Source organism: Yoonia sp. MH D7, assembly GCF_054439475.1.
This window is the reverse complement of sequence record NZ_JBTJCF010000005.1, coordinates 105,752-130,836: the sequence shown is the minus strand read 5'-3', so window position 1 is coordinate 130,836 and position 25,085 is coordinate 105,752. Positions and strand designations below refer to the sequence as shown.

At 53.0% G+C, this 25,085-nt stretch carries 24 protein-coding genes and 2 pseudogenes; 15 read left to right on the top strand and 11 right to left on the bottom strand.

Going from position 1 to position 25,085, the window contains the following annotated elements:
• Nucleotides 1-691 precede the first annotated feature (691 nt).
• The 9 genes from ACXLHR_RS19080 to ACXLHR_RS19040 all read right to left on the bottom strand — a co-directional run bounded on the left by ACXLHR_RS19080 (nucleotide 692) and on the right by ACXLHR_RS19040 (nucleotide 4,939).
• Complete coding sequence (locus ACXLHR_RS19080) at nucleotides 692-958, bottom strand: recombinase family protein (protein WP_458793039.1); 267 nt, start codon at nucleotides 956-958, stop codon at nucleotides 692-694.
• A 419-nt stretch (nucleotides 959-1,377) separates the two neighbouring features.
• Nucleotides 1,378-1,929: a hypothetical protein gene (locus tag ACXLHR_RS19075; protein WP_458793038.1), complete on the bottom strand. Its 552-nt coding sequence runs from the start codon at nucleotides 1,927-1,929 to the stop codon at nucleotides 1,378-1,380.
• 91 nt (nucleotides 1,930-2,020) lie between these two features.
• Nucleotides 2,021-2,482, bottom strand: a complete 462-nt coding sequence (locus ACXLHR_RS19070; RefSeq protein WP_458793037.1) for a hypothetical protein — start codon at nucleotides 2,480-2,482, stop codon at nucleotides 2,021-2,023.
• Nucleotides 2,483-2,515: 33 nt separating this feature from the next.
• Nucleotides 2,516-2,821 (bottom strand): hypothetical protein, encoded by a 306-nt coding sequence (locus ACXLHR_RS19065; RefSeq protein WP_458793036.1) that lies wholly within the window; start codon nucleotides 2,819-2,821, stop codon nucleotides 2,516-2,518.
• Nucleotides 2,822-2,968: 147 nt separating this feature from the next.
• Nucleotides 2,969-3,319 (bottom strand): hypothetical protein, encoded by a 351-nt coding sequence (locus tag ACXLHR_RS19060; protein ID WP_458793035.1) that lies wholly within the window; start codon nucleotides 3,317-3,319, stop codon nucleotides 2,969-2,971.
• Entirely contained in the window at nucleotides 3,319-3,822 is a 504-nt protein-coding gene (locus ACXLHR_RS19055; RefSeq protein WP_458793034.1) for a hypothetical protein, read from the bottom strand. The genes ACXLHR_RS19060 and ACXLHR_RS19055 overlap by 1 nt, the downstream gene beginning before the upstream one ends.
• 21 nt (nucleotides 3,823-3,843) lie before the next feature.
• Complete coding sequence (locus ACXLHR_RS19050) at nucleotides 3,844-4,296, bottom strand: hypothetical protein (protein WP_458793033.1); 453 nt, start codon at nucleotides 4,294-4,296, stop codon at nucleotides 3,844-3,846.
• A 90-nt stretch (nucleotides 4,297-4,386) separates the two neighbouring features.
• The gene (locus ACXLHR_RS19045; protein WP_458793032.1) at nucleotides 4,387-4,698 is read right to left on the bottom strand and encodes a hypothetical protein; all 312 of its coding nucleotides are present in this window, start codon (nucleotides 4,696-4,698) and stop codon (nucleotides 4,387-4,389) included.
• On the bottom strand, nucleotides 4,655-4,939 hold the full coding sequence (locus ACXLHR_RS19040) for a hypothetical protein (RefSeq protein ID WP_458793031.1): 285 nt from the start codon (nucleotides 4,937-4,939) through the stop codon (nucleotides 4,655-4,657). The genes ACXLHR_RS19045 and ACXLHR_RS19040 overlap by 44 nt, the downstream gene beginning before the upstream one ends.
• 210 nt (nucleotides 4,940-5,149) lie before the next feature.
• Here ACXLHR_RS19040 and ACXLHR_RS19035 point away from each other — a divergent pair, with 210 nt between their 5' ends.
• The 15 genes and pseudogenes from ACXLHR_RS19035 (at nucleotide 5,150) to ACXLHR_RS18965 (ending at nucleotide 22,415) form a co-directional block, all read left to right on the top strand.
• Nucleotides 5,150-5,710, top strand: coding sequence for a hypothetical protein (locus ACXLHR_RS19035; RefSeq protein ID WP_458793030.1), 561 nt, complete (start codon nucleotides 5,150-5,152; stop codon nucleotides 5,708-5,710).
• Nucleotides 5,711-6,566: 856 nt separating this feature from the next.
• A pseudogene (locus tag ACXLHR_RS19030) lies at nucleotides 6,567-7,690 on the top strand (IS3 family transposase); the annotation flags it as partial.
• 63 nt (nucleotides 7,691-7,753) lie between these two features.
• Nucleotides 7,754-8,891 (top strand): annotated as a pseudogene (locus ACXLHR_RS19025) (IS3 family transposase).
• 725 nt (nucleotides 8,892-9,616) lie between these two features.
• Nucleotides 9,617-10,627: a sugar ABC transporter substrate-binding protein gene (locus ACXLHR_RS19020; protein WP_458793029.1), complete on the top strand. Its 1,011-nt coding sequence runs from the start codon at nucleotides 9,617-9,619 to the stop codon at nucleotides 10,625-10,627.
• A gap of 202 nt (nucleotides 10,628-10,829) precedes the next feature.
• A complete protein-coding gene (locus ACXLHR_RS19015) occupies nucleotides 10,830-12,233 on the top strand; it encodes a sugar ABC transporter ATP-binding protein (protein WP_458793028.1) in 1,404 nt (467 codons plus the stop codon).
• On the top strand, nucleotides 12,230-13,264 hold the full coding sequence (locus ACXLHR_RS19010; protein ID WP_458793027.1) for an ABC transporter permease: 1,035 nt from the start codon (nucleotides 12,230-12,232) through the stop codon (nucleotides 13,262-13,264). Before ACXLHR_RS19015 ends, ACXLHR_RS19010 begins: the two co-directional genes overlap by 4 nt.
• A 5-nt stretch (nucleotides 13,265-13,269) precedes the next feature.
• Entirely contained in the window at nucleotides 13,270-14,304 is a 1,035-nt protein-coding gene (locus ACXLHR_RS19005; RefSeq protein WP_458793026.1) for an ABC transporter permease, read from the top strand.
• Entirely contained in the window at nucleotides 14,301-15,275 is a 975-nt protein-coding gene (locus tag ACXLHR_RS19000) for a sugar-binding transcriptional regulator (protein WP_458793025.1), read from the top strand. Before ACXLHR_RS19005 ends, ACXLHR_RS19000 begins: the two co-directional genes overlap by 4 nt.
• The gene (locus tag ACXLHR_RS18995) at nucleotides 15,268-16,272 is read left to right on the top strand and encodes an aldo/keto reductase (RefSeq protein ID WP_458793024.1); all 1,005 of its coding nucleotides are present in this window, start codon (nucleotides 15,268-15,270) and stop codon (nucleotides 16,270-16,272) included. The genes ACXLHR_RS19000 and ACXLHR_RS18995 overlap by 8 nt, the downstream gene beginning before the upstream one ends.
• An 81-nt stretch (nucleotides 16,273-16,353) precedes the next feature.
• The gene (locus ACXLHR_RS18990) at nucleotides 16,354-17,790 is read left to right on the top strand and encodes a glycerol-3-phosphate dehydrogenase/oxidase (RefSeq protein ID WP_458793023.1); all 1,437 of its coding nucleotides are present in this window, start codon (nucleotides 16,354-16,356) and stop codon (nucleotides 17,788-17,790) included.
• On the top strand, nucleotides 17,778-18,038 hold the full coding sequence (locus tag ACXLHR_RS18985) for a hypothetical protein (protein ID WP_458793070.1): 261 nt from the start codon (nucleotides 17,778-17,780) through the stop codon (nucleotides 18,036-18,038). The genes ACXLHR_RS18990 and ACXLHR_RS18985 overlap by 13 nt, the downstream gene beginning before the upstream one ends.
• On the top strand, nucleotides 18,029-18,871 hold the full coding sequence (locus tag ACXLHR_RS18980) for a class I fructose-bisphosphate aldolase (RefSeq protein WP_458793022.1): 843 nt from the start codon (nucleotides 18,029-18,031) through the stop codon (nucleotides 18,869-18,871). Before ACXLHR_RS18985 ends, ACXLHR_RS18980 begins: the two co-directional genes overlap by 10 nt.
• Nucleotides 18,837-20,378 carry an FGGY-family carbohydrate kinase gene (locus ACXLHR_RS18975; protein WP_458793021.1) on the top strand — a complete coding sequence of 514 codons (1,542 nt, stop codon included), beginning with the start codon at nucleotides 18,837-18,839 and terminating at the stop codon, nucleotides 20,376-20,378. Before ACXLHR_RS18980 ends, ACXLHR_RS18975 begins: the two co-directional genes overlap by 35 nt.
• A gap of 46 nt (nucleotides 20,379-20,424) precedes the next feature.
• On the top strand, nucleotides 20,425-22,035 hold the full coding sequence (locus ACXLHR_RS18970) for a GMC family oxidoreductase (protein ID WP_458793020.1): 1,611 nt from the start codon (nucleotides 20,425-20,427) through the stop codon (nucleotides 22,033-22,035).
• 71 nt (nucleotides 22,036-22,106) lie between these two features.
• On the top strand, nucleotides 22,107-22,415 hold the full coding sequence (locus ACXLHR_RS18965) for a hypothetical protein (RefSeq protein ID WP_458793019.1): 309 nt from the start codon (nucleotides 22,107-22,109) through the stop codon (nucleotides 22,413-22,415).
• A gap of 21 nt (nucleotides 22,416-22,436) precedes the next feature.
• Here ACXLHR_RS18965 and ACXLHR_RS18960 read toward each other — a convergent pair whose 3' ends face one another.
• Both ACXLHR_RS18960 and ACXLHR_RS18955 read right to left on the bottom strand, forming a co-directional pair.
• Nucleotides 22,437-24,293, bottom strand: a complete 1,857-nt coding sequence (locus ACXLHR_RS18960; protein ID WP_458793018.1) for a sensor histidine kinase — start codon at nucleotides 24,291-24,293, stop codon at nucleotides 22,437-22,439.
• Nucleotides 24,294-24,575: 282 nt separating this feature from the next.
• Nucleotides 24,576-24,953, bottom strand: a complete 378-nt coding sequence (locus tag ACXLHR_RS18955; RefSeq protein ID WP_458793017.1) for a hypothetical protein — start codon at nucleotides 24,951-24,953, stop codon at nucleotides 24,576-24,578.
• Nucleotides 24,954-25,085: the final 132 nt, after the last annotated feature.

The window sequence follows — 25,085 nt, the reverse complement described above, 5'->3', positions numbered from 1 at the left end:
AGCGGTGTCCTGTGCATCTGATAGAGCAACTTTCTGGGCGACTAGCGAGGTAGGCCCAGAGCAGGTTGTGCCAATCTCAGTACCAATTCCTTTAGCATATGGTGGGAGGCCCCAGTTGCATTCTATCTCAGCAACACTGGCATGGATGACGCCGGTCAACGCTGGACGTCAAGGTTACCGCGGTGTGCGTCTCAAGTTAACAGAACCAGCTTGGCTTGGAGTAATGGCTCTAAGCGGATGTTCTGATCAACCAGATCAAAATCAAATGAACCGAGGGACAATTGCCTCACGTCGTTGGTCAGGCGATAGCGCAGCCGTTGTGGGTGAGAATGACACTGTCGACTTTGAGGTTTCACGGATGCCGGATACGGGAATGGAGGCTGAAGGGCGAGTTACGTTCGCTTTGGCCGTCACAATTTCTATGCCTAGCGTAAATGAAATTTACGAACAGGTTAAAGACAGGGTTCGGCCGGATCTGCGACAGCGTCTCTAATTTGTTGGCAGCTCTGTTTGGAATTATTTATCTCAAATAATCGGCGTTTTGCCGGATGCAAATGTCAGCTACTTTTGCAAAACGCTCATCTTTCGCACTTGCAGCGAATGTCTGGAATCCGCCCTCAGAACCACTTCGCTGGAAACCTCAGCAATAGCCGGTCAAGTTCAGCGTTTTGTTCTGGCTCCAAGTCGGACCTTAGCTCCTGAAAGGTTGGGTCCCTACGCGCTGGATGATAGCGATGCCATCCACCATTAACCGGGTTGCCCGATCCCACTCTGCGATCACGAACACGTCCCCTGCCCCCAGTGCATCAATAGCGCTCTCAAGTTGCGGACGGTTTTTCACGGTCTTTGCAGACGCCTTTTCGCGGAAAATGCGATCTACGCCATCTCCTCTCAACGCTCCAATCTGGCGGTCGAGGGATTGAGCTTGTGTTGAAACTCTGGCGTATCCAATTTGCATGTCAGATCAGTATCAGATCGGCGCGAGACCCGCACCGGAATAATGCACCACTCCCTGCCTTTGATTTGCTGGGTAATTTTCTGTGGTGCATAAGTTATGACTTTCGATCCAATGAGGAAGACCGGTCGTTCGGTCATTGCGCAGCGAAGGCGTCGAAAGAGCCCACACCGGACCTGTTGATTTTGAGCTGCGTGCGCTCGCAGCTCAAAAAAATGCTGCACATGCGTTGATTTATTCGTCGAAACGTAGCAGATATTTCGTTCATTAGCCGCGGCACCCCTGAAATTCCGCTTTGCTGGCAATACTGTTGTCAGACACATTCGGAATCTTGAGCGGTATCTTATCAAAGCACGGTTTTACATGCGAAAAGGTGGCATGAAAATTAGGTTGCCATTTCTGAAATCAAAAGCACAACAGTGTCATTGGGTTTCAAGACGCGGAAGGACCGCCTCGAACCTCCCTGAAATGCTGATGCTACGACTAAGATCAGGTTCGTCCTGATCAGCCGCTTCGTAATACGCAGTTGTGCTGAATTGACCAGTCACATTGGCGCTGGTCTCTGTTTCGACGTAGCTTTCGACGCTTATCGTTGATCCATCCTGCGATAGGTTCGCGACCCAACCCCATTCTTCGCCGCCCTCGGCGTAAAAGAGAACCCCAGAGAAAAATAGATCTACCTCTGTAGGTTCCCCCGAAACGCGGTGAAAAATAGTGAGCATTAAGGGGATCTCGCTCGTCTCTTCTGTGGTCCAAAGGACCAAAGAAACGATACCTGAAAATTCGTCTGATTGCGGGGCAAACGCGGATATCGCGTCGGCGTCATCCATACCCAATGCCTCATCTGCATTGCTAACGATCGTGAACACAAAATCTTTACCGTCAATCTGCGTGATTATCTGCCCAGACGCCTCTTGCGCAGTAGAAAAGCTTGGCAGCATCAGGCCAAAGAAGGCTGCAGCAATGGCTCTCATAAAAATGTGCATCTTATTGTCCTTCATGCGATTATATTTGGCCGACTTGATGGATGGCCGCTTTGGCCAGTCTTCAACAATACAGGTCGTTTTATTTGGTAAAAACGCCGAAAAAGCTGATTAGCGTGTCAATCTGCGGATCGTCAGCAAGCGCGTTTCCACATGTTTTCAGTTGCGTTTTTTGCCCGTCGCGCGTGATTTCAAATATGTAATCTTCGCCGTCACTATATGATGGGCAAGTCCCAGTGAACACAGAGCTTTCGAGTGATTGCAAGCGTTCGGAGGTTAGAAGTTGGGTCAAAGTCAAGTAATCTTGAGCACTCATTACTCCAGTTTTTTGCTTAGCTTCACCGTCAAAAATCCCAGGTTGGGTGTAGGAGATTGTCCCATCGGGGGACAGCGTGTAAAATGCGCAGGCTTTCATCACCTCACATCCGCCCTGCATCTTGGCGCTAATTTCAAAGGTCGCTGTGGCCATTTGTGCTGCTAGCTGGATATTTGAAAATCCAAATGCCACTGCCGTTGAAAAGATCATTCCAAGAAATCTGTTCATTGTAGGCCCCTTAATTTATTTTAAGTGCCATAATTAAAGCCCGTTAAACGTATCAAAATTTGATTTGAAGTTTGGCGCGATCCATGCGGGCATGCCGTCAGCAAATACCGCGCTCCAGTGACCGCCAGCAGCGGCACAGCTATCGGTTTCGCTATCGGTGAACGCACTTGTTAGAACCAAGGCTTCTGCGCCACCACTGCAAAACCGTGCAATCGCGGCTGCGCGGCTGTCTGGTACTGGCTGCATAATCAGGCCCTTTTTGGCCAATAGTGGAATTAACTTATCAACACTTGCAGCCTCGCCCGCCAGCCGTGGCATACCCGTTTCAGGTATCGCCACTACCAACGTTTCGTTTTCTGTTACACATGCGGCCAAAACTCCAGCGCAAAAGAGAGATGTTATACGTTTTGCAAATTTAGTCATTTTATACTCACTCTACTTTGTTAAAACGTCTGGTTTGAACGGTTGAATTGACGCCAAACGCGGCTAATCGCAGCGCGCATAATGATCGCCCCACATCTCATCCATCCTTGCAAGCCCGCCGTCTTGGGTCTGCATCAGAATAAAACGCGTGCTCCATGTTTCACCTTCGCCCTGACATGCCGCATCATAAATGGTCGTTCTGTCAAGACCGGGAATGGATTGCGGATTTGAAATATCGCAAGACGATTCATAAAGAGCGAGATGGTTACCCGTGACTTCAATGCGCTGGTCGCTGATCGGGACAGAGCAGTCGTAAGCATCATATATGCCGTCTGCGATTGCCGTGGATTGCGCACCTGCACCCATCGGGGCACACAGAGTGCATATGAACAGAATTCCAAACTGGCGCATCATTATTGCTCCATCAAATAGTTTGCGATTTGCAACGCAGTTGACTTTGGGTCGTCAATACTGCGCGCATCGACATTTACGTGGATCACCAAAAAATCCTCGCTCATTAACGAAAGCTGGCGTCGATTTGCCGACCAGATTGCGACGATACCCATATCTTCGACGGGCTGTGCGTCTGGTGTCACAGAGACCACCCGCTCAAAATCCTCGATGCTGCGTGCCTGCGCAAACACGGTCAACAGTTTTTCACCGTCGGGCCTGCCACCCATTTTGATCCGCGTTTCGTCATCGCTATCAAAGGTGCCCCAAACATAGGTGCAGGTCGGATAGGATTTTTTCTCGCATTCTGCTAGCTTGAGAATATCATCGTTGCCGAATGAAACCAGCGTGCGCAGGTCGTCCTCTGGGATCAATTTGCGTTCACTATCGGCGATAGCTGGTGCCGCAATTGACAAAAGGCCAGCAAGCCAAATTACCGTCGTTATTCTAGAAAACCCAAGCATCATATTTTATACCTTCTATCGAGTTCAGCTATTTTTAGAAATTTGTTGTGCCCGTCGAATTCCCAAAGCTCCAGCAATCAAACCTGAAAAGAATAGCCCAGCCGCCGCCATCAATGCGAGGCCAAAGTTTGTGTTCATGTTTGTTAGATCAGCGACATTGATTGACGGATCGGTTAGGATGTAGCGCACAGTGATTTCTGCACCCTCACTGACACTGTCATAGAGCGTTTTGCTTACGTCCTGCATGCCTGTGACATATGGGGCGTTGGGTATCGCAAAGCTATAGCTTAGACTGTAATGGACTGTTGACCCGGATCCAGATTTCGTTTGACTTTGTTTTTTATGCGTCACAATGCCAATCGCATCGACACCATCATTCGCCATTTCCGCCGCACTCTGATTTTCCGAAAATTTGAATCCAGCAAGTGCAATCCCCGCGATTATCATAAGCGCGTATATCCAGCCTTTGTCGCGCAAGAAATGCCCCACAGCGGATTGATTTTGCTTACTCACTTTAAGCTCCCTACACAGTTTCTGACGAGCCTAGCGCGTCATTGTCACCGAGCGTCAACTTTTCACCGAAACGCCGTTTACAATGCTCGAGGTATGAAAAATACCATAGATCGACGTAGCTCTAAGGATCATTAATCGCAGCGTAAAATCCATTGTCACACCGTTCATTGTCACCTGCGAATGACCGATCAAACGCGCAAGATCATCAACCTTGCAGCCCATCATCGATTCAACATCCGATGATGATAACAGCGGCGCAGGAATGCCATCCGCCTTTGCATGGGCTTCAAAGCTCCATGGTGGTTCATCCGCCCAAACGAACTCACGGGGCCTGTGCCTCGGGGTGGGTGCCAATGAGGCGGCCATCAGAGGTCATCTCAATCTGCATTGTTTCAACGTCGCTACTTGCCGGGAAGGGCATCGTTGTCGGGCCTGCAATAACAAAGCCCGCGTGATGAACGATTTGCCAAGACCCCACAATCGTCCCGTCAACCTGCGCCCAAGCGTCTGGGGTCCCATAGTCGCAAGCAACATCAGGCGCGGAATAGGAAGGAAATGCTAGGCAAAGAAGGGGCAGAACAAGGGCAATGCTGGGCTTGAAACACATTTTAAATACTCCTTAAGCGATAAGAAATGGAGTCTATAACGGTTAGCCTAACACGCAGTTTTAGAAATGCGTCATAGAAAATCGTGACCTTGAAAATCTGAGTGTCGGGATCTGAATAATTTGTTGGCAGACTGACGGGTTGGTCGCTACGCTTTGATAAGGCCACCTGTTTAGGCGCAACTATCTCACCATTCACTGATTGGAACGCCAATGCCATTTTCATCCTTTCACAAAGCTGTCTTTGCTGCTGCACTTTCCATCGCGCCGACGGTGTCATTTGCACAAGACGTTTTTGGCAATATCACTGCCACACTCAACGGTGAAGAACGCACGTGGTTTTTGACCGCACAGGACAACGAAAGCCAATCCTTTGGCTTGTCGATAGCCGTTGCGAATTTGCAGTCGTTTCAGCTTTGGGGTCAACCAAGCGAAGATACTGTCAAAATTTCCGAAGATAGCCTTTTGTTCAGTTTCGAGGTTATGTCTGTTGGTGGCCAATTGATCCCGCTTAACGCTGGAGTGATGTATTTGTCAGACGCATGGAAATCTGGCTGGATGGCAAGCGAGTCGGAGGATGAGGCCAACGATATAGCCCTTTTCCTCACAACATTTGAAGAGCGTGACGACGGGTTCTTCGTTGAAGGCAGTTTTGAAGCGGCTGCCCATTATCGCGAGCCGCTTGCAGGCGGGGAATTTGACCCAGCGCGGACGATGCAAATCAACGGCAGTTTTAGCGCATTGTTGCCCGCGTATATTTTGCAGGAACAATAGCGTTCATGATAGCGCCCCCTTCGCCATAAGCGTGGGGGCACCCAATTCCACTTTGATCACCCTATTTAGCAAGGTCAATCAGCAACTCCGTTTCAGGTTCAACGTCGATTGTGGTTGCCCGTCAACGATCAACGTGTACCGCCTTGCAGGCAACGTCACCGCATCCCCCGAAACTGTGCCAGATACGGCAACCCCGTCAGCGGCGATTGCGCGGTATTTGGTTTATCTCGGATTTCAATGACTGCTTCGGTGATGTGCGCTGCATCGCGGCAAGAAATTTGCTGCGACTGCAAGGAAATGCTGCGTGAGCAAATGCTGCGCCGGCAAAAGTCGGCTTCGTCCGCGACTTTCGAGTTAATGCTATGCGCAGCGAAAGGGCGCTTTAGGTTCCACCATTTTCTACCCGCTTGAATGGCTGCTCTGGTGAAGCTTGCTGCACTGCAAAATCCATCCCGCTGCAACTGCAAGCAAATGCTGCGTCAGCAACATGCTCAAACGTCAATGTCGGGAAAGTCCGCGACTTGATCCTTGGCATAGCCAACGATGAAGGTCTGGTCTGGGGCAGAAATGCTTGACGTTTGGGTTAGTATTGCGTGACGCGGCACGTTGACAGGATTCAAAAAAATTTGGCCATCGAGTCAAAGATGCGCGACGTTCCTCACTATGACACAAGTCCTCGTCATTATTGACGCGGCAAATTAAGTAAGCGTGTGTATGTCTCTATGGCCATTTTTGTCTCAGAACGGGTGGCCGTCGCTGCGTTGTTTAGATGTCTGACGTCAGCGCCTATGGGACCAAATAGCGTTATTTGATAAGAGAGTGTTTCTGGCTCATCGTCACCACTGAGGAGTGGAAGATGAGACAAACAACGACGAGCCCTGGCGAGAAGATCGTCAAAGACATCAAACGCGCCACGCGCAAGCATTACTCATCCGAAGAGAAGATCAGGATCGTTCTGGATGGTCTGCGTGGTGAAGACAGCATTGCAGAGCTGTGCCGCCGTGAGGGTATCTCTCAGGGCATTTACTACAAATGGTCCAAGGACTTCATGGAAGCCGGAAAGCGGCGCCTTGCGGGCGATACGGCACGTGCGGCGAACACTGACGAGGTGAAGGATCTGCGCCGTGAGGCCCATGATCTCAAGGAAGTTGTGGCGGAACAAACGCTCGAACTCCGTTTGCTTAAAAAAAGCATGCTGGGCGATGGGGGCAACCACGAATGAGATATCCTGCATCTGAGAAACTGGAGATCATCCGGCTGGTCGAGGAAAGCCACCTGTCAGCACGGCTCACGTTGGCAAAGCTGGGCATTCCCCGCACCACATTCTACCGTTGGTATGATCGATATTTGCGGCGTGGCGAAGTTGGACTGCAGGATCAATCGCCGAAGCCCAAACACGTCTGGAACCGCATTCCTGACGAGGTGCGGCGCAAGGTCGTGAAGTTGGCGCTGAAAGAAACCGAGTTGTCGCCACGTGAACTGGCCGTGACGTTCACGGATCGAGAAAGCTATTTCGTATCAGAGGCTTCGACGTATCGGATTTTGAAGGCGCACGATCTGATCACCAGCCCAGCGTTTATCGTTATAAAGGCGGCGAGCGAGTTCAAAGACAAAACCACGGGCATCAATCAGTTGTGGCAGACGGACTTCACATATCTGAAGATCATCGGATGGGGCTGGTTTTATCTCAGCACGATCCTCGATGACTACAGCCGATATATAATCTCGTGGAAACTTTGCACCAACATGAGAACCCAAGACGTGACGGACACATTGGACTTGGCTTTGGCAGCGTCGGGATGTGACCAAGTTCATGTCGTCCACAAACCTCGCCTGCTGAGTGATAACGGCTCCAGCTACGTCTCGGGGGAGCTGGCGGAATGGTTGAAAGACAAGGATATGAAGCACAGCCGTGGCGCGCCCTATCATCCTCAAACGCAGGGCAAGATCGAGCGGTGGCATCAGACCTTGAAGAACAGAGGTGGTCGCGGATTTTAGGACCAGTTGTTAAGGTGGATCGCATGATGAAAGAAGTGATCCCAAATGACAAAACGAAAGAACCATTCGCCCGATTTCAAAGCCAAGGTTGCGCTTGAAGCAATCCGCGAGGAGATGTCGATGGCGGAGCTGTCCAAAAAATATGGCGTTCATCCGACCCAGATAGGGACTTAGAAACGGGCGGCGATAGAGAATATGGCGACGGCATTTACGCGCAAAGGTTCAGCGCCCGATGGGGTAAGTGCCGTTGACGTCGACAAGCTGCATTCCAAGATCGGTCAGCTTGTTGTGGAGCGAGTTTTTTTGGCGGATGCCTCGCAGCGCCTAACGGCCTCGGGATGCGAGGCAAAAAATGGTGAGCCGAGATCATAAGTTAAGCATGCGTAAACAGTGCGAACTATTGCAGTTGTCGCGTTCGCGGCTTTACTACCAGCCCGTCGGCGAGAGCGCTGAGAACCTGCAGTTCATGGAAATCATCGACAAACAGTTCCTGGAAACGCCTTGGTATGGATCGCGTCAGATGGCCCGGTACATGAAGCGCAACAATCACCAATGTGGCCGCCACCGGATCCGGCGCTTGATGCGGCTTATGCGTCTGGTTCCGATCTATCAGGAGCCCAACACAAGTAAAAAGCATCCGTATCACAAGATCTGGCCTTACTTGCTGAGGAATGCGGCAATCGACCGCCCAAATCAGGTTTGGTGCGCAGATATTACCTACATACCGATGCGACGCGGCTTCCTGTATCTCGTGGCGATCATGGATTGGCACAGCCACAAAGTGCTTTCGTGGCGGCTGTCCAACAGTATGGATGCAGACTTTTGCGTCGAGGCTTTGAAAGAGGCGCTCGCCAAGCACGGCACGCCGGAAATCTTCAACATCGATCAGGGCAGCCAATTTACCAGCGGCGCTTGGATCGACGTGCTGGTCGACGCAGACATCAAGATTAGCATGGACGGAAAAGGCGCATGGCGCGACAATCGCATGATCGAAAGGCTCTGGCGATCGTTGAAGTATGAATGCGTCTATTTGAATGCCTTTGAGACAGGTTCAGAAATGCGGGCTGGGATCGGCAAATGGCTGACGTATTACAACTCTGAGCGCCCGCATTCGACTCACGGCATATTGACCCCAGATGAGGCCTATGTCAGCAAAACCGAACCAATGAGATTAGCAGCCTAAATAAAACCCAGATCCACCTTAACAAGGCTGCAAACTGGTCTAAAATCTAGGACCACCTCTAGTGGGTTTATCACACCTGACATCAGACCCCAAAACCACGGGACAGCTCGTTTTTCGATGGCAACAGTTCTTGACATCGCAACTTCTGTAAAGATTTTCACATCCAAGACGCTGCGTTATGATTGGATGGTATTCAGCGAGACCCGAATGTTCGGACAAGTTCAAATATCATTCAATAGTGGAGAGCCTCCACCATTCAAACCTCACTACCTGAATTCTGAAAGGTAGCCATTGGTTCGCGGCGCAGCATTTGCCCCTTTGGGCTAATTCTGTTGAAAAACTCTTCTTGATTTGGAAATTGGATCCTTTTTCAATACCAATAATATTGGGAAAAATTACCCGTGACGCTTATCGATCAACTTTGCGCTAATCTCAACTTAAGTACGAATTTTAACTGCCGAAAAACCTCCGCGACATCTTCGAACTTTTACGCCACAGCACAGATATTTGGTCGTTCGACACGCCATTGCGATTTTCCACCAATCTCACTGGTAACAATCGTTGTCGGGTTGCATCCAGTGAATGAAGATAAATTCAATCATTGACAATAATTTCACTGACTGCAATAAATATCAAATACTGCAAGAATATTCGGCATTGCCGTAGACCCGCGCAGTTATGGGAGAACGGAAAACTAAAAAACTTGTCCGACTTGGGAGAGAGACATGCTTACTAAAAGAAAATTCATCGCCGCTTCGCTGCTTGCGACGGCTTTATCAACCACAGCAGCCTTAGCTGATGATGGAAAGCGGATTGCGTTCTTCGTGTCCGACCTTTCAAACGTATTTCACCAGTCGCAGGCGGCAGAAGCACAGCGATATGGCGCTGAGAAATATGGCGCGGAAGTTATCGTTTTTGACGGTCAGGCCGATTCTTCCGTAATGACGCAGAACGTCGATCAGGTTCTCGCTGGCGGTTTTGATGGCGCGACTTTGCACATCTGGGACGCTGAAGCCGCAACTCCGGGGATCAATGATGCGTTGAACGAGGGCGTTGTGATGACGTCGTTCTTCAACCCCCTCGGCGATACCGGTATTCCGACAGCCCGCAGCAACGAGGCCGAGGTTTCGTTCGAGATGGGAGCGCAGATGGCGACAGCATGGATGGAAGCCCATCCCGACAAGCCGATTGTCATGGTGCAGCTTGGCTGGCCAAACCACACGGAAGTGAACTCCGGTCGTACCGTTCCGTTTGTTGAGGGTGTGATGTCCGTGGCTCCGGATGCTGAAAACCTTGGCGCTCTGGATGCGGATCAGGGCCAGGAAGCCGCCAAGCAGATCATCGTCGATCTTCTGACACAGCGTCCTGAAGTTAACGTTATCTACTCCGAAGCTTCTAACCTCACAGTCGGCACCATGGCTGGCTTGAACCAGCTGGGTCGCGGCGTATTTGCCGATGGCAAACCCCTTACAGAAATCGTTGCCAGCGTTGATTTCGACACCGTCGAATTCGATCAGGTCTATGACCCGAACTCCAGCCTCAAGGTGTCTATGGGTCTGCCTCCGGTGGACACGGCGCGTGGGCGCGTTGATTTGATCATGGATGTGATCCACGGCGACGTCGCACCAACTTCTGATCCCGCCGAGGAATTCTTCTACAAAGCCTATACGATTTCCTATTGGTCGATGCCTCAGGAAGACGCCAAGGCGTGGCTTGTTACCCAGTTCGGCAACTAACTGAACATGGGCTGGTGGCCTTTAACGTCGGGCATGTCCTGACACAAAGGCCACCAGCCTCTCGGTGCACCACCTTAGACAACTAAATGGGAGTTCAAATTGTCTGGTCATTCACAAGCACATGTTCTGTCAGTCAGCGGATTGACGAAGGATTATCCCGGCGTTCGGGCTGTCGATAACGTGAGCTTCGCGATCGAGCGCGGTGCATTGCCTCATGGGAGAGAACGGGGCAGGAAAATCTACATTGGTCAAAATGCTGACGGGCGCGCTGAAACCCACATGCGGCACGATGGAAGTGAACGGGCAGGTGTATAGCCCGTGCAGTACCCAAGATGCCCGCGACAACGGGATCGCCACGTTGTTTCAGGAACTCCACGTTGTCGATGAATTGACGGTGCTGGAGAACTTGACGCTCGGGATGGAGCAAAGTCGCTTTGGTATTCTGGTGAAATCGGGACTTGAAGATCGTGTGATCAAAACTCTCGCAGCAATTGAGCCATCTATTGATCCGGCCGCACGGGTGTCGTCCCTGAGTGTGGCACAAAAACAGATTATTGAAATTGCGCGCGCCGCTTCCTCCGGTGCAAATGTTATCATTATGGACGAACCCACAGCCGCCTTGTCCGAACGTGAGGTCGAGCGGCTCTTTGGTGTCATCGGCCGTTTACGCGAATCTGGTGTGACGGTCATATATATCTCGCACAAGCTGGAGGAGATTTTCACGCTTGGGGATTCCGTGACCATTCTAAGGGACGGAAAGCATATCAAGACGTGCCCCCTGTCCGAGATTAACGGTCGGCCGCATCTTATCGAACTGATGATTGGCCGCGCAGTCTTGCACGATTACCAGCCGCGCGCTTCGGTGAAAGATGAGGCGGTCTTGGTCGTGGAGGGTTTGAGCAATGCGCTTTTGAAGAACATTTCATTCGACATCAAGAAGGGCGAGATCGTCGGATTTTATGGATTGATCGGAGCGGGAAAGACCGAAATTGCCCGCGCTTTGTTCGGGGCTGACAAAGCGTCCGGTTCGATACGCTTTAAAGGAAAGCCGGTGGGCAATTCACCCAAGAAAGCCATTGCTGCCGGCATTGCCTTGGTCCCCGAAGAGCGCCGGACGCAGGGGCTTTTCACCAGCATGACGATCCGAGAGAATATTCCGGTGATGAACCTTGCACGGGTTTCCAAGAATGGTGTGTTTGATGCAGGCGTCGAAGTTCATGCCGCCGAAGATTATCGCAAACGCCTGAATATAGCAACGCATTCAATCGAAAAGCATGTGGAAAAACTGTCGGGCGGAAACCAGCAAAAGGTTGTGTTTGCCAAATGCCTGTTTTCGGAAGCCGAGCTTTTGTTGCTGGATGAGCCGACGCGCGGTGTCGATGTCGGCGCGAAATCCGAAATCTACGACATCATCCGCAGTCTGGCAGATCAGGGCAATTCTATTGCCGTCTTCTCGTCTGAACTGGAAGAAGTGCTGGGCATTTGCGACCGCGTCTTCTTGTTGTTCGGCGGCTCGCTTGATGACGAAATTCTCAACGGTCCGGATGTGGACGTCGCTCATATCTTGAACGTCGTAACCGGTGGCTGTGAGGGAGTGGTGCAATGACCGACTTAACTGGAACGCAAATTGCAGAATCAAAACCGACACCTAAACGCGCGATGAGCGATGAGATGTTCATCACGATGTTGGTCGCTTGCGCCGCTGTGGCACTTATTATACTGGCGTCGGCATTGGTGCCGAATTTCTTTCAGCCGCTGAATATGCTTAATCTTGTAACGAACAACTGGCCTGTTATCTCGCTCGGGATTGGGGTGACGTTTCTTTTGGTTTCGGGCAATTTCGATTTGTCAGTCGGAGGCATTGTTGCGCTGTCAGGCGTGTTGGCTGTGTGGTTCGCGCAGTCCTCAACGGGCGGTAATCCATTGTCGACCGGATTGGGTATGCCGTATTGGTTGGCCATTGTCTGTGCGCTTATTGGTGCTTTGGGCATTGGCGCTTTGAACGCTTGGTTTGTTGTTCGTCTGCGAATTCCGTCTATTATTGTCACGCTTGGAACGATGATGCTGGCGCGCGGAATTGCGCAGGTCATTACGCAGGGGTCGCAGCGCAACACGAATTTGCCGCCAGAGTTCGGTTCGCTCGGCAACCTCTCGGTGTTTGGTGCATCGGTGAAGTTTCCGGTGATCGTTATGGCAGTCCTACTGCTGGTCGCGATTTTCATCGAGCGCCGTACGGTCTTTGGCCGTCTGACCTATTGGACCGGTGCCAACCCTGTTGCGGCCAAACTGTCCGGCATCGACCGGTCCCGCCATGTCACCTACCTCTACCTCCTCAGTGCCGCAATTGCGGGTGTGGTTGGTATCTTGCTGGCCTCGGAGTTCAAATCCGGTTTCTCGAACAGAGGGATGTTGATGGAGTTTGACGCTTTGGTCATCGCGCTGCTGGGCGGCGTTGCTATCACTGGCGGCTTTGGCTCGGTGATCGGGATGTTCTTCGGAGCAATCATTCTGGCGATTGTGACCTCTGCTGCAACCGGAATGGTGCTGTCGCCGGACTGGCAATATATCCTGAAGGCCATTGCCGTCTTTCTTGCCATTGTGGCGCAAACTTGGGCACTCGCCCGCCGGAACAGGTGAACCAGATGTCCCAGTCATCCTCATTCAACCCGCATCAGAAATCTTTCGGCGCAAAATGTGCGGACTTCCTGCGCGATTATTACATATATTTTGTTCTTATTGCCGTTGTCGCAGCTCTGAGCGTTGCCAACCTTGACCAGTTTGCCCTGTTCGAGCGCGGGAACTTCCTGAACAAGCGCAATGTCATCAATATTCTGCGGATTTCGGCACCCTTACTAACGCTCGCCGGGGCTTTCACGTTGCTGATGGTGTCGGGTTACATCGACCTTTCGGTCGGCTCTACTATGAGCCTGAGCGCCGTTGTCTACGCCATGCTTGCGATCAACGGCGTGCCTTTCCTGCTGGCCTTCGGTCTGACGATGCTTGTCGGAATGGGACTTGGCGCAATCAATGGATTTCTGGTGGTCCGCCTGAAAATCACGCCTGTTATAGCAACACTAATTACGTTGAGCCTGTTCAAAGGTATTGCGCTGCTGATGGTGCAGGACGGTGTGTCTGCGATCAAATCGGTGGGCGATCTGCGTATGCCAAACTGGTTTAATTCATACGGACGTGAGGCCGTGTTGCTTGGTTTGCCGATGGCGTTTTGGGTCGCGGTCGGGGTGACGCTCGCGCTTGTCTTCGCGCAGAACCGCAGCTTGCTAGGAAAATATGCTGCCGCCACAGGTGGCAACCCCACGGCGGCGAATCTGTCTGGGATCAACACGACCAAGGTTGTTTTCAGCATCTACGTTCTGGTTGGGCTGACGGCGGCTTTAGCAGGCATTGCGCGGTCCAGCTTTATGTCTTTGGGCGATCCTCTGTCCGGTGACGGGATGGAATTGAACGCCATTCTTGTTGTCCTGATCGGTGGTACAGCGTTTAGCGGCGGCGAAGGGCGGGTCTTGCGCTCGTTTGTCGGGGCGTTGATCATTATGGCGCTAACAGTGGGCATGTTGACCCTTGTACCCGCGTATTATCAGACCTTGGTGATCGGCGCGGCATTGTTGGGGGCTGCGGCCTCAAACCACCTGATTAGCCGAAAGGAGTTCAAGGCATGAGCACTATTGGACCAGACCCCGAGCTTTATCGGCTGATCGCGCAAATTTTAACACTGCATTACAAAGACGACCTGCTGCAGTCCGAGATTGCCACGAAACTTGGCCTGTCGTCGGCCAAGGTGAACCGGTTGATCAAGCGCGGGCGAGCGCTGGGAATGGTGCAGATTACCATCAATAGCCCGTTCCTGCACCAGTTCGATCTGGAGCGGGAGCTGAGCCAACGTTGGAACCTGAAAAACTGCCTTGTGGTGCCATCCGTTGCGGGCAATCCGGCGATGACGCTGGATAATGTGGGCGATGCGGCAGGGCGGATGTTGGTCTCGATTGTTCGGGACGGAGATACGATCGCCATTTCAGGCGGCAAGGCGCTGAGTTCGATGATCGCGCATCTGTCGGGTGAGCAGGTGTTTGACATTGATGTTGTGCCGATGACCGGCGGGGTGCAGGGGTTGCATTATACCGACGTGAACCACATCGCCACACAACTCGCCGACAAACTGTCCGGACATGCGACGCTGATCCACGCGCCCCTTCATGCGGAAACAGCCGCCGAACGGGATCTTGTGATGTCCGTCAAATCGGTGCGCGATGTCATGGACATGGTGCGGGTCGCCGATGTCGCCCTGTTCGGGATCGGTGCGGTTATTGGCGAAAACTCAACCTATTATGCCGCCCATCCAGTGAGTCAGGCAGAGCGTAAACGCCTTTATAATGCCGGCGTTCGCGGAGAGCTTTTGGGTTATTTGATCGACCAGAACGGGCAACTTTCGCAAGATTCTCTCAATTCACGGCTGGTGGCGCTGCCGCCGCAGGAACTGGCAAAAATTCCGGTGTCCATCGCCGTGGCGTCAGGCCCCGAGAAAGTAGAACCGGTGATCGCCGCATTGAATGGCGGTTACCTTAATTCATTCGTGACGGACGAAGAAACGGCCGCAGCGATCCTAAATCAGAAGGTGCAGAAAATTGCCTAATTCCAATACAGAACAACTAACCCGCGAAATCGGAAAATCCGGAATCATGGCCTCGGCTGTCGGGCTGGGTACATGGGCAATCGGCGGCTGGATGTGGGGCGGCACGGATGAAGCGCGCTCGATCAAGGCGGTTCAGGCGTCTATCGACAACGGCATCACGCTGATCGACACGGCGCCGATGTATGGTGCGGGTGTTTCCGAAGAGATCGTTGGTAAGGCCCTTAAAGGACGTCGCGATAAGGTGGTTCTGGCCACCAAATGCGGCTTGGTCTGGCATACGCAAAAAGGCAACCATTTCTTCGACAATGACGGTGCACCTGTGCATCGCTATCTGGGGAAAGAGTCGATCATCTACGAGGTAGAACAAAGCCTTAAGCGCCTTGGGACCGACGTGATCGACCACTACATCACCCACTGGCAAGACCCGACCACGCCCATTTCAGAAACGATGGAAGCGCTAGAACAGCTGAAAAAAGACGGCAAGATCCGCTCGATCGGGGCAAGCAACACGTCGCCCGAAGACATTCAGGCCTACATTGCTGCCGGCCAGTTGGATGCCGTTCAAGAAGAATATTCGATGATCAAACGCGACATCGAAGAGACGCATATTCCGCCGGTGCAAAAACATAATGTCTCCGTCCTCAGCTATTCGTCGCTCGCACTCGGGTTGCTTGGCGGGAAAATTGGCCCTGATCGCGAATTTGAGGGTGACGACCAACGCAAGGATAACCCCCGATTTTCAATGGCAAACCGCGAAAAGGTTGCGCGTTTGATGGAGGCGATTGATCCGATTGCGCACAATCACAGCGCGACAAAGGCGCAGATCGTCATCGCATGGACGCTGCAACAACCGGGCATCACATTCTCGCTTTGCGGCGCACGGGATGCAGCGCAGGCGAGTGAGAACGCCAAGGCGGGCCTGATCCGGATGGACGCCGACGAGATCGGCAAAATCTCCGCAGCGATGTCATCACATCTGACTGATCTGGACGCTTAATTCGCGTCATATTCGAAACTGTTCAACGTTGGTTCACCACCGACGAAAGGGAAAGCTATGTCCGTCACGCGGCGCACTAAGATGAACGAACTTGACCGCGACGGTTTTTTCGACGTCGTCGTGATGGGCGGCGGCGTCAACGGGATCGGCGTCTATCGCGACCTTGCATTGCAAGGGCTTCGGGTGTTGCTGGTTGAGCGCAATGACTTCGCGTCGGGGTGCAGTGCTGCGCCATCAAGGATGATCCACGGCGGATTGCGCTACCTTGAGAACGGCGAGTTTGATCTGGTGCGTGAGTCTTTGCACGAACGGGATTTGTTGTTGCAAAACGCACCGCACATGGTGCGTCCGATGCCGACATTGATCCCGATTACGTCGGCGTTCTCGGGGCTGTTGAATGGCGCTGCCAGCTTTTTCGGTTGGTCAGGAAAGCCGTCAAACCGTGGGGCATTGCCGATCAAGGCAGGGCTGTCGCTGTACGACTGGGTGACGCGCAAACGTCGTGTCTTGCCGCGACATCAGTTCAATAGTGGTGCGAAAACCCACAAGGACTGGCCGGACCTGATGAGCGAGGCCAAATATTCCGCCGTCTATTATGACGCATGGATCAGCCATCCCGAACGCCTTTGTGTCGAAATGATCAAGGACGTGGCGCAGACGAATGCCGCAAGCATTGCTTTGAATTACGCGGAGATGGTGGTGGAGGACGGGAACCATACGGTTGTGTGTCAGCGCAGCGGCCGTCGTTTTGCCGTGACCGCCAAGGTCATCGTCAATGCAACAGGCGCTTGGCTGGACGCCACCGCATCTGAGTTGGAGAACCACCCTGGTGAACAGATGGTGTCCGGCACGAAGGGGTCGCACTTGGTCATCGACAACGACGCGCTCAAATCCGCGTTGAACGGGCATATGGTCTATTTCGAAAACGCGGACGGGCGTGTCTGTATCGTGTTTCCCTACCTAGGGCATGTGCTGGCCGGATCGACCGATATTCGGGTGGCCGAACCCACACAGGTGCGGTGTGAGGACAGCGAGTTGGACTATATCCTCGCGTCCCTGAGGCTGGTGTTCCCCGAGATCGCGGTCATTCCAGAGGAGGTCGTTTTTAGCTACAGCGGCATCCGTCCGTTACCCACCAGCGACCACGATTTTACGGGCCGCATCTCGCGCGGGCATTTTACCAAGCGCGTGTCAGGCACGCCGCCGCAGTTCTGCATGGTGGGCGGCAAGTGGACGACATTTCGCGCCTTTGCGGAGCAAACAGCAGACGACGTTCTAACAGAGCTGGGACGTACGCGGAGCACCTCTACGCAGGACTTACCCATCGGGGGCGGCAAGGATTTCGCGCAAGTCACTGACGCATTCGCATCGGGGGGCAGCGTTGAGCCAGATCGTGCGCACCATCTGATGGATCACTACGGCAGTCATGCTACTGACGTGCTGGATACTGCCAATCGCACGAAGACGCGCCGCTCGGCACGGGCAACCACTATAGCACAGCGGAAATCGACTGGCTGATAGCGAATGAGTTCGTTGAAACCCTGTCCGATATTGTCCTGCGCCGCACGTCGCTGGCGATTTCCGGTAAGGTTTCGTCCGACGTAATCGCTAAAATTGCCGACCGTTTGCAAAAGGCACATGACCTGACGCCAGACGAAATTTCCCAACAATTCGAAACCCTAAACCTAAACCTTTCAGAATTTCACGGGGTGAGCCCCGACATTCTGGAAAAACGCAACGAAACACGGAGAGAACAATGCGCCTGAGTACCAAAGCCCGAATGAACCGGATGTTTACCAATGGAGGCTGTCTGGATGTGGCCGTCGATCACGGTGTCTGCAACGAGCCAAGCTTTCTTGTCGGCCTTGAGGATATGGCATCTGTCATGGATGCGTTGATTGATGCGAGACCGGACGCGATCCAATGCGCCTACGGGCAAGCCGACCTGCTGCAAACGCGTCCCGAAAAGGACAAGCCAGCACTGGTGATGCGTATCGACATGGGCAATCCCTACAATGACCAACGCCACGATGTGATGTGGTCCATGTTGCAAAACGCGGACGAGCCGATCATCGGCGCGCTTGAAATGGATGCAGCCTGTGTCGTGGTCAACCTGTTCATGCTGCCAGGAGAGCCGGAGTTGTTCCGCCAATGCGTCGAAAATATCAGCCGGGTGAGGGCTGCATGCAGCAAATACGGCATGCCGTTGATGATCGAACCACTGGTCATGTTGCCCAATGACGTGCGCGGCGGCTATCAGGTGGACGGTGACGTTGAGAAGATAGTGACTTTGACGCGGCTTGCCTCGGAAATGGGCGCAGACATCATCAAGGCCGATCCGACGGATGACCCGAACGATTATCACCGCGTTATCGAGGCGGCGCGCGTGCCGGTTCTGGTGCGTGGGGGCGGCAAAGAAGACCTCAAGGCGGTGCTGAACAAATCCGCAGCGATCATGGCGCAAGGCGCGCACGGGATGGTCTACGGACGCAACATCTATCAGCATGACAACCCCAAAGCAGTAGTCGCGGCGTTGATGTCGTTGATCCATGACCGCACGAGTGGTGAAGAAGCTTGGGACATCTATAACCGTGGCTGAGCGGCATAAATATCTGCTGGGGCTGGACGCCGGCAACACGGTCATCAAAGCGGTCCTCTTTGACCTTGATGGCCGTCAGGTCGCTATGCATGCGCTGGACGGGCAATCTTCAACGCCCGCTCCGGGGCATGTGGAGCGGGACCTGAACGAGTTGTGGCGCAATGCCGGACAGGCGATATCTGCCTGTATTTCGCAGGCTGGCATCAAGGCGTCGCAGATTGTCGGTGTTGGCTGTGCGGGACACGGCAACGGGCTTTATCTGTTGGACCGTCAGGGCGCTCCGCTGGTTGGTATCCAGTCGCTGGATACACGGGCGGCGGACCTTGCGGATGAGTTGGCGGCGTCGAATGGCGATGCGCTCCACGCGCTGTGTCTTCAAAAGCCGTGGCCTTCACAGACGCCGGTTTTGCTGTCGTGGATCAAGCGCCACCGGCCCGATGTTTATGAACGCGCGGGCACGGTGCTTCTCTGCAAGGATTTCCTGACCTATCAACTGACCGGTGAACGGGTCAGCGAGGTGTCGGATATGTCGGGCTGTGGTCTGACCAAAATGCCGCAATGTATTTATGATGACGGGTTGCTGGCTCTCTACGGTCTGGAAGATGCTCGCGATCTGTTGCCGCGACTGATCGGACCCGCTGAAATCGCAGGTGAGATCACACCTCAGGCAGCACAAATCACGGGGTTGGCGGTCGGAACGCCGGTGATCGGCGGGTATTTCGACGTGGTATCCAGTGCGCTGGGTTCTGGCGTCGTCGGCGCAGGCGAGTCGTCGATCATCACAGGAACGTGGGGCATTAATCAGGTGTTTTCAAAGGCTCCGGTGGTGGATGACAACGTGTTCATGGTCTGTGGGTTCGGCGATCAGCGGTTCCTGAATATCGAATCCAGCGCGACCTCGGCGGCGAACCTTGAATGGTACGTGCGCGAACTTGTGGAACGTGGCGGGCATCACGACGATCCGTTTGGATATTGTAATGCCAAGGTTGGAGGCGTCAGTCCGTCACTGGATGACCCGTTCTTTCACCCGTTTCTTTACGGCTCAGGTCAGGGCGCTGACTATCGCGCGAGTTTCTTCGGATTGGCGGGATGGCACGGTGAGGGGCATATGCTTCGGGCTTTGTTCGAGGGCGTGATGTTCGAACACAGCCGTCACATCGACGTTTTGCGCGCAGCAGGCGTAAGCTTTGATCACGCGGTTATGTCCGGCGGCGGGTCCCGTAGCCCCCACTGGCCGCAGATGTTTGCCGACAGCCTTGGTGTGCCTATCAGCGTTGCAGAAGCCCGTGAAACAGGCGCCTTGGGGGCGGCGATTGGCGTTGCTGTGGCAACCGGTCATGTCGCAGACTACGAAGAGGGCCTCGCCCGCATGACGCGGATCAAACAGGTGTTTGAACCTGCGCAGGCGATGAAAGCGCATTATGCTGACCGCTATGAGACCTATCATGCGTTGACAGAATCAATGAAAGACTTCTGGGCAAAGCAGCATGCAAATCGCGCAACCTGACGTCGGTGGCGCGTTTAGCCATCAGGCAGATCGAACGGGAAATAAGATGACAGAGCAATCACAACTTGATGGCGAATATGATTATGTGATTGTCGGGGCCGGCACTGCGGGTTGCGTTCTGGCGAACCGTTTGACCGAGGACCCGAAAACGCGGGTTCTATTGCTTGAGGCTGGAGGGTCGGACAATTACCACTGGGTCCAAATTCCGGTCGGCTACCTATATTGCATCGGCAATCCGCGCACAGACTGGATGATGAAAACCGCACCCGAGGCTGGATTGAACGGGCGCAGCTTGTCGTACCCACGTGGCAAGGTTCTCGGTGGCTGCACCTCGGTCAACGGTATGATCTACATGCGCGGGCAGGCGGCGGATTACGACCATTGGCGGCAACTGGGCAACACGGGATGGGGGTGGGACGATGTTCTGCCTTATTTCCTGAAGTCCGAAGATCACCATGGCGGCGACAGCGAAATGCACCGCGGCGGCGGCGCTTGGAAGGTCTCCAAGCAGCGGTTGAAGTGGGATATCCTGAAGGCCGTGCAAGAGGGCGCAAAAGAGTTTGGCATCATGCCACGCGCTGATTTTAACGATGGCAATAACGAGGGGTCCGGCTTTTTCGAGGTAAACCAGAAGAATGGTATGCGTTGGAACACATCCAAAGGGTTCTTACGCCCTGCGATGAAGCGACCAAACCTGAGGGTGTTGACGGGTGCGCATACGGACCGGCTCATCCTGGATGGCCGTCATGTGCGGGGGGTGCAGTTTCGCCGCAAAGGACAGACGTTTCGCGCAATGGCCAAGGCAGAAGTGCTGTTGGCGGCGGGCAGTATCAATTCGCCGAAAATACTTGAGCTGTCAGGAATTGGACGGCCTGAAGTGCTCGCCAGCTGCGGGATAGACGTGAACCACGAAAGCAACGCTGTGGGCGAAAACCTGCAAGACCATTTGCAAATCCGCACAGTGTTTAAGGTTCAGAACACCAAAACGCTGAACACCATGGCCAACAGTCTGTTTGGGAAGGCCAAAATCGCAGCGCAATACGGAATGACGCGGTCGGGTCCGATGGCCATGGCCCCCAGCCAGTTCGGAATTTTTACAAAATCCAATCCGTCCATGGACACACCTGATCTAGAGTACCACGTACAGCCTCTGTCAACGGACAAGCTCGGTGATCCTTTGCATCCGTTTCCGGCTATCACTGTGTCTGTTTGCAACCTACGACCCGAGAGCATTGGGACGTGCCATATTTGGTCGAGTGACACGGACGTGCAGCCTGATATCCGGTTGAATTATCTTTCGACCGTGAATGATCGACGCGTCGCCGTGGAATCCGTCAAACAAGCGCGTCAGATCATGTCCGCGAAGGCTTTGCAGCCGTATCACCCGGACGAAATTCTGCCGGGGCCGACCTGTGCTCGGGATGAGGATATCGTGCGCGCCATTGGCGATATCGCCACGACAATCTTTCACCCTGTGGGGACATGCAAAATGGGCAACGACGAGAATGCAGTTGTCGATGGCACTCTGAAGGTGCGCGGTATGAAAGGGCTGCGCATCGTGGATGCATCCATTATGCCAAAGATCGTGTCAGGCAATACCGCATCGCCCGTTGTGATGATTGCAGAAAAAGCAGCGGATTTGATTAGGCTACAATAGCTTACAGAGGTGGCAGCAGAATTTCGGACCAGTTGTTAAGGTGGGTTGACTAAAGAGAAAGACGATCCAAAATGACGAAGATAAAGAACCCCGCGCCAGAATTCAAAACGAAAGTTGCGCTTGAGGCGATCCGCGAGGAGATGACTCTTGCGGAGTTGTCGAAGAAGTATGGCGTCCATGCGACCCAGATCAGTTCGTGGAAGCGTGCAGCGATCGAGAACATGGCGTCGGCGTTTGTACGGCGGGGGCGCGATCCTGATGCACGCAGCACCGCTGATATCGAGAAGCTGCATTCGAAGATCGGACAGCTTGTTGTGGAACGGGATTTTTTGGCCAATGCCTCGGTTCAACTGCTCGGGACGCGAGGCAAAAGATGGTGAGCAAGAATTATAAGCTGAGCGTCAGCCCGGCTCATTAATAGGAACGGTAAACCAGAAGGTCGTTTTCCCGCCCTGATCGCTATCGAAACCGATGGTTCCGCCTGTCTGCTCCACAATCTGTTTCGTGATATTCAGTCCAAGGCCGGTTCCGCCCTTGGCACCTGTCGACGAAGTAACCTCCTGGGCAAAGGGCTTGAAAACTTGGTTGCGGAAGGCCTGCGAGATGCCGACGCCTTCGTTGGTAACCTTCACACGGATTACCTCCGACTGCTTTTCGACGGTTACGTCGATTGTGCTACCCTTGTCAGCAAACTTTGCCGCATTCGTTAAAAGGTTCGTCATCACCTGCTGAAAGCGTTTCGGATCGACAAAGCCGGTAAGTGATCGATCCGAGCAATGTATCTGGAACCGGACCTCATATCTATCCGCGGAGACCAAATTAGCCAGAACAGCTTCATCGATCAATCTAATGATCTTGTGTCGGGATAATTTGAATTGCATCTGCTGAGCCGAGAATTTTTCAAAATCCAGAATGTCATTGACCAGCGCATGAAGGCGTTTGCCATTCTCCTGCGCGATGAACAGCAACCGTTGCGCCGCATCGGAAAAGGGTTCGTCTTCCATCGACGACAGAAGCGTCAGTGAACCGAGAACCGACGTCAGTGGCGTCCGCAGTTCATGGCTGACGGTGGACACGAACTTGTTTCGTAGATCGCTCACACGACGTTGCTCGGTCATGTCGGATACCTGCAATATGAAATGGTCTGGGTGACCTTCTGCATCCCGCACTATATCAATGCTCGCTAATCCCCATACGATCGCTCCATTTGCTCGAATCAAGCGCTTCTCAAGCTGGTAGGATGAGATGCTGCCGTCCATAAGCGAATCAATCTTTAGAAGAACTGCGTCCAGATCATCGGGATGCGTCAACACCTGAAAAGTTGTTTTGAGAAGTTCCCCTTCTGAATAGCCAAGAAGGTCACAGAGGGCAGAGTTTACAAGCTTCAAGTTCCCATCAAGGCCGATGATCGCCTTGCCGATGGTCTTAGAGTTAAAGGTTGATCTGAATTGTTCGGCACTTATTCTGAGTTTTTCTTCCGTTACCTTACTCTCTGTGATATCGGTCATAGCACCGATTACTCGGGTCACGCGACCAGCCTTGTCTCGTTTAGACACCGATAAATCGACATGCATCCAACGCCAGTGAGACCCGTCCTTTGCGCGGCAACGATGTTCGGCTGTTGCGCGATCACATATATCTTCAATGCACATTTGGACGGGCTTAAGTGCCGTTTCAAGGTCGTCTGGATGCACGCGCCCCCGCCACTCCACCTGAACATCCACCTCATCCGAAGGCTCCAATTCAAGCAGGTCTCGCCAGATATCCGAGACGATCACGGTATTTGCCACGGGGTTATATTCAAAGACGCCGATCCGAGCACCTTTGACCGCATTGTTGACGCGGGCCAGTTCGGCCTTGGCAAAACGGGCTGCCTCGATCTCGTCGGTAACGTCACGTAGGGCAAGAGCGTGCTGAAGGCCACGGTTGGCATCGTTCCATGCCGTTACCTGAACCACGAGCGGGATAGGAATTCCGGTTTTACTCCGTCCCATCACGTCCTTAATGATGGCGTCAACTTTGGACGGTTCGATCTGGGCATGCAGTTCTTCTACGGAAGCGATCGACAATACCTCGAAGACTGGCCGTTCCACCAACTCGTTGCCCTCATATCCAAATAGACGGTGGCTCGCGCTGTTACACTGGAGAATTGCCCCGTCTGGCCCAACGATCATCAGGGGAACTTGCATATGCTTGAACGCATGTATGATTGATGAGTCGTCCAATATGATCTCTTTTCTACGAAAAATTTCTGCCACTGGTTGAAATTACTATAGCAAACTCGCCGCCAGACCCAAGCGTGATGTCAGATCGTTAGTGTCGAACGGCTTTGTCACGTAATCTGTAGCATCGTCAGCATATCGTAGATGTTTCACCCTCCCAAAAACTGTGAGATATAACTAAAAGTTGGTGATGGCGCCTGAGGGGCGGCATATCATGGCGTTTTTCACGCGCCGCAATTCTCAATTGAGAAAAGGATATGCCACATGACGACAAAAAGTTTCTAACCCTTCCCGACCCAAGCTGCCATATGTGGTTTGTCAGCCGGTGGTGCGCTCCTTTTTGGGGCTGCCATCGGTAATTTCGTGCGTCTCCCAAATGTCGTGAGCGCATCGATCATGGCCTTTGGTATCGGAGTCCTTATTTCGGCTTTGGCGTTTAATCTGATGGAAGAAGCGTTTGAAACTAGCGGTGTGATCGCTGCTGTCACGGGCTTCACCATCGGCAGAGCGATCTATGCCCTTAGTCATATAATGGTAACCAGTTCTCGGGTGGTTTGACTCAAGCAGGAGGCCGTCTATCTCCAAAAAATCACTGACGGCTTCCAAACAAAACGCATCATCGAAAATTGGATCGAGTTCTGCAATTCTGGGCGTCTTAACACCGCCATTGACAAGCGCACATACGAAAAGCGGCATGAACACAAACCAGATGCATCTTAGCCAAGTCGCAAACCTGTCCTAAAAAGCAGGACCACTTCACGCATCATGCGGTCTTATAAAAAAACTAAACCCAGAACTTCTAAACGTGAAACGTCTAGGAGCCTTGCC

Bases quoted from the DNA above. Each gene is read 5' to 3' on its own strand.
- ACXLHR_RS19040 (WP_458793031.1), bottom strand. From the start codon at position 4,939: ATGTGTTTCAAGCCCAGCATTGCCCTTGTTCTGCCCCTTCTTTGCCTA.
- ACXLHR_RS19075 (WP_458793038.1), bottom strand. From the start codon at position 1,929: ATGAGAGCCATTGCTGCAGCCTTCTTTGGCCTGATGCTGCCAAGCTTT.
- ACXLHR_RS19055 (WP_458793034.1), bottom strand. From the start codon at position 3,822: ATGATGCTTGGGTTTTCTAGAATAACGACGGTAATTTGGCTTGCTGGC.
- ACXLHR_RS19020 (WP_458793029.1), top strand. From the start codon at position 9,617: ATGCTTACTAAAAGAAAATTCATCGCCGCTTCGCTGCTTGCGACGGCT.
- ACXLHR_RS19060 (WP_458793035.1), bottom strand. From the start codon at position 3,319: ATGATGCGCCAGTTTGGAATTCTGTTCATATGCACTCTGTGTGCCCCG.
- ACXLHR_RS19035 (WP_458793030.1), top strand. From the start codon at position 5,150: ATGCCATTTTCATCCTTTCACAAAGCTGTCTTTGCTGCTGCACTTTCC.
- ACXLHR_RS19010 (WP_458793027.1), top strand. From the start codon at position 12,230: ATGACCGACTTAACTGGAACGCAAATTGCAGAATCAAAACCGACACCT.
- ACXLHR_RS18980 (WP_458793022.1), top strand. From the start codon at position 18,029: ATGCGCCTGAGTACCAAAGCCCGAATGAACCGGATGTTTACCAATGGA.
- ACXLHR_RS18965 (WP_458793019.1), top strand. From the start codon at position 22,107: ATGACGAAGATAAAGAACCCCGCGCCAGAATTCAAAACGAAAGTTGCG.
- ACXLHR_RS19045 (WP_458793032.1), bottom strand. From the start codon at position 4,698: ATGGCCGCCTCATTGGCACCCACCCCGAGGCACAGGCCCCGTGAGTTC.
- ACXLHR_RS18970 (WP_458793020.1), top strand. From the start codon at position 20,425: ATGACAGAGCAATCACAACTTGATGGCGAATATGATTATGTGATTGTC.
- ACXLHR_RS19000 (WP_458793025.1), top strand. From the start codon at position 14,301: ATGAGCACTATTGGACCAGACCCCGAGCTTTATCGGCTGATCGCGCAA.
- ACXLHR_RS18955 (WP_458793017.1), bottom strand. From the start codon at position 24,953: ATGCCGCTTTTCGTATGTGCGCTTGTCAATGGCGGTGTTAAGACGCCC.
- ACXLHR_RS19080 (WP_458793039.1), bottom strand. From the start codon at position 958: ATGCAAATTGGATACGCCAGAGTTTCAACACAAGCTCAATCCCTCGAC.
- ACXLHR_RS18990 (WP_458793023.1), top strand. From the start codon at position 16,354: ATGAACGAACTTGACCGCGACGGTTTTTTCGACGTCGTCGTGATGGGC.
- ACXLHR_RS19005 (WP_458793026.1), top strand. From the start codon at position 13,270: ATGTCCCAGTCATCCTCATTCAACCCGCATCAGAAATCTTTCGGCGCA.
- ACXLHR_RS19070 (WP_458793037.1), bottom strand. From the start codon at position 2,482: ATGAACAGATTTCTTGGAATGATCTTTTCAACGGCAGTGGCATTTGGA.